General features: G+C 62.9%; 3 protein-coding genes. 2 read left to right on the top strand and 1 reads right to left on the bottom strand.

The window, feature by feature from the left end:
• Window positions 1–1832: polyribonucleotide nucleotidyltransferase (gene pnp, locus EN935_RS25290; protein ID WP_127373723.1), on the top strand; the 1832-nt coding region annotated here is incomplete at its 5' end.
• Between the two features lie 132 nt (window positions 1833–1964).
• On the top strand, window positions 1965–2984 hold the full coding sequence (locus tag EN935_RS25295; protein WP_127262815.1) for a class I SAM-dependent methyltransferase: 1020 nt from the start codon (window positions 1965–1967) through the stop codon (window positions 2982–2984).
• Window positions 2985–3059: 75 nt separating this feature from the next.
• Here the strand turns inward: EN935_RS25295 and EN935_RS25300 are convergent.
• Window positions 3060–4073 (bottom strand): GGDEF domain-containing phosphodiesterase (locus EN935_RS25300; protein WP_164771325.1); only part of this gene is annotated, 1014 nt, incomplete at its 5' end.

Consider the following 4073-nt stretch of genomic DNA (forward strand, 5'->3'; position numbering starts at 1 on the left):
GCTACAAGAACGACACCCAGATCGTCGTCACCGTCGTCCAGCACGATCTCGAGAACGATCCCGACATCCTGTCGATCGTTGCCACCTCGGCTGCTCTCACGCTGTCGGGCGTTCCGTTCATGGGCCCGATCGGCGGCGCCCGCGTCGGCTACATCAACGGCGAATACGTGCTCAACCCGCATGTCGATGAGATGCAGGAATCCAAGCTCGACCTCATCGTCGCCGGCACCACCGACGCCGTGCTGATGGTTGAGTCCGAGGCCAAGGAATTGGGCGAAGAGCTGATGCTTGGCGCCGTCATGTTTGGCCACAAGGGCTTCCAGCCGGTCATCGACGCCATCATCAAGCTGGCCGAAGTTGCCGCCAAGGAGCCGCGCGACTTCACCGCGCCGGATTATTCCACGCTCGAAGCAGAGATGCTGAAGATCGTCGGCGACGAACTCAGCTCGGCCTACAAGAACGTCGACAAGCAGAAGCGCTACGCCGCCGTCGACGCCGTCAAGGCGAAGGTCAAGGCCGCGTTTGCCCCGGCTGAAGGCGAAGACGCCAAGTACACCTCCGAGCAGATCGGTTCGGTGTTCAAGGAACTCCAGGCCAAGGTCGTGCGCTGGAACATCCTCGACACCGGTTCGCGCATCGATGGCCGTGACCTCAAGACGGTTCGCAAGATCGTCTCCGAAGTCGGCGTCCTGCCGCGCACTCACGGTTCGGCACTGTTCACCCGCGGCGAGACCCAGGCGCTGGTCGTTGCCACGCTCGGTACCGGCGAGGACGAGCAGTATGTCGATTCGCTGACCGGCATGTACAAGGAGAAGTTCCTCCTTCACTACAACTTCCCTCCCTACTCCGTCGGTGAGACCGGTCGCATGGGTTCGCCGGGCCGCCGCGAAATCGGCCATGGCAAGCTCGCCTGGCGCGCCATTCGCCCGATGCTGCCGAGCGCTGACCAGTTCCCCTACACGCTGCGCGTCGTCTCGGAGATCACCGAGTCCAACGGTTCGTCGTCGATGGCGACCGTCTGCGGCACCTCGCTGGCGCTGATGGATGCCGGCGTGCCGCTGGCCAAGCCCGTCGCCGGTATCGCCATGGGCCTGATCAAGGAAGGCGAGCGTTTCGCCGTTCTCTCCGACATCCTTGGCGACGAGGATCACCTCGGCGACATGGACTTCAAGGTCGCCGGCACCGCCAACGGCATCACCGCGCTGCAGATGGACATCAAGATCGATGGCATCACCGAGGAGATCATGCAGATTGCGCTTGGCCAGGCCAAGGACGGCCGCCTGCATATCCTCGGCGAGATGGGCCACGCGCTCTCCGGCGCGCGTTCGGAACTCGGTGAGTTCGCACCGCGCATCGAAGTGATGCACATCCCGACCGACAAGATCCGCGACGTGATTGGTTCGGGCGGTAAGGTCATCCGCGAGATCGTCGAGAAGACCGGCGCCAAGATCAACATCGAGGACGACGGCACGGTCAAGATCGCTTCGTCCAACGCCAAGGAGATCGAGGCGGCGAAGAAGTGGATCCACACCATCGTCGCCGAGCCGGAAGTCGGCGAGATCTATGAAGGCACGGTCGTCAAGACCGCCGACTTCGGCGCCTTCGTCAACTTCTTCGGTCCGCGTGACGGCCTCGTCCACATCTCGCAGCTTGCCAACGACCGGGTCGCCAAGACCTCGGACGTGGTCAAGGAAGGCGACAAGGTCTGGGTCAAGCTGATGGGCTTCGACGAGCGCGGCAAGGTCCGCCTGTCGATGAAGGTCGTCGACCAGGCCACCGGCAAGGAACTCGCCCGCGACAAGAAGACCGAAGGCGAAGAAAACGCCGCCTGATCGGTCTGAGATCATGAATCGAAACGGGCGCGGCTTAGGTCGCGCCCGTTTTCATTTTCAGCCCGGATTTCATTTTCAGCCCGGGTCTTCATTCTCAGATTGCCAAGACAGACCTCATTTCGAGACCGAACGATGTCCGCCGAGCCGCTGAAGACGCTTTTTCATCCCTTTGAGGCCGAGGCTGTTCCTCTGCCGGGAAGGGGCAATCGCGTCCTGTTTCTGGGCACCGAACCGGGTTTTCGCCTGCCTGAAGGCTTCGAAGCCGCGCTTCACCTCGTGCAGGGCTTCCGGCCGGATTTTCGCGCGCTGCAGGCGTCTGGCCTCATCGTCACCGCACAAGCGGAAGGCGACGGTTTCGATATGGCACTTGTGCTTGCCGGCCGGCATCGCGGCCTGAACGAAGTGCGCATCGCTGAGGCGCTTGAACGCGTCGCGCCGGGCGGCCTGGTGGTCGTCGCCGGCGGCAAGGACGATGGCATTGCCAGCCTGCGCAAGCGCGTTGACGAGCTTGTGCCGCTTGAAGGCCATCTGCCGAAATATCACGGCATCGCCTTCTGGTTGCGCCGTCCCGCCGATCTGGCCGCCGCGGAAGAATTACGCGCCGCCAATCCCGCCTTGCTGGTTGAAAACCGGTTCCACACCGCGCCCGGCATGTTTTCCTTCGACCGGATCGATACCGGCTCGAAATTGCTGGTCGAGAACCTGCCCAATGATTTGCGGGGCAACATTGCCGATTTCTGCGCCGGCTGGGGCTATGTGGCTGCCGAGATCGCCGACCGCTCCCCCAGCGTTCCGGCGCTCGACCTCTACGAGGCCGATTTCGCCTCGCTCGAAGCCGCAAAGCGCAATCTGGCGGGGGTCAGCCAGTCGATCGCCAGGAATTTCTTCTGGGTCGATCTGCTGAAGGAACCGGTCGAGAAGCGCTACGACGCGATCGCCATGAACCCGCCCTTTCATCGCAGCCGGGCGGCCGAGCCGGAGATCGGCGCCGGCATGATCCGCGCGGCGGCCAAGGCCTTGAAGCCAGGCGGGCGGCTGTTCATGGTCGCCAACCGTCAGCTTCCCTATGAGCCGATCCTGGCGGCCGCTTTTTCGAGCCATGCCGAACTCGCCCGTGACGGCATGTTCAAGGTGCTTTCCGCTCGTCGTTGAAGCATGATCCCGAAAAGTGGATACCGGTTTTCGGAAAAGATCATGCTCAGACGAAAACAGACATCGCGTCGCGCCTCAATGCAGATTGGCGACGCGTCGGACCTCGTCGGTGACATGCGCGTCGCCGACCCTGAGCTTGAGAGGGGCCGGCCTGCCGAACAGGTAGCCCTGCACCACCTCGCAGCCGGCTGCCCTAAGCAGCGTCGCCTGGCTTTCGGTCTCGACGCCTTCGGCAATGATGCTGACGCCGAGCGCGCGCGACAGCCCGACGATGGTCGAGACGACCGCGCCCGAGCTGGCATCGGTATCGAGGCGGCTGACGAAGGATCGATCGATCTTCAGCTTGCCGAACGAGAAGTCGATCAGGTAGCTCAAATTGGAATAGCCGGTGCCGAAATCGTCGACGGCGACCGAGATGCCCATATCCGCAAGCTGCTTCAGGATGGCGGCGGCGCGGTCTCGGTCCTGCATCATCGCCGTCTCGGTCACTTCCAGCTCCAGCCGCGACGGCTTGATGCCGGTGCTTGTCATGGTGTCGCGCACGGTACCGACGAAGTCCTTGGTCATGAACTGCACGGGCGAGATGTTGACGGCGACGAAGCAGTCGTCGGGCAGATGCCGGGCGTCGCTGCAGGCTTTGCGCAGCACCCATTCGCCGATCGGGCCGATCATGCCGGTTTCCTCGGCGATCGGAATGAACTCCATCGGCGGGATCATGCCGCGTTCCGGATGCCGCCAGCGGATCAGCGCTTCGTAGCCGACAATGCGGCCGGTCGGGAGATCGAGCTGCGGCTGGTAGTGAAGATCGAAGTCACCGCGTTCGAAGGCTGTATTCAGTTCGGATTCGATCCACTGGCGATGGTCGGCGACCCTGCCCATTTCGGCATGGAAGACCGACCAGTTGCCAACGCCGCTAGCGCGTGCATTCTGCAGCGCCAGATTGGAGCGGCGCAGGATGAGGACGGGATCGACGCCGTCCTTTGGCATCGCCACGATGCCCACCGACAGGCTGACCGATTGCAGGTGCGTGCCGAGATCATAGGGCTCCATCATCTCGTCGATGAGCCTCTCTACGGTGCTTTCCAAGGA

The sequence above is a fragment of the Mesorhizobium sp. M7D.F.Ca.US.004.03.1.1 genome, from assembly GCF_003998635.1.
In the GTDB taxonomy this organism is placed as follows: Bacteria; Pseudomonadota; Alphaproteobacteria; order Rhizobiales; family Rhizobiaceae; genus Mesorhizobium; species Mesorhizobium loti.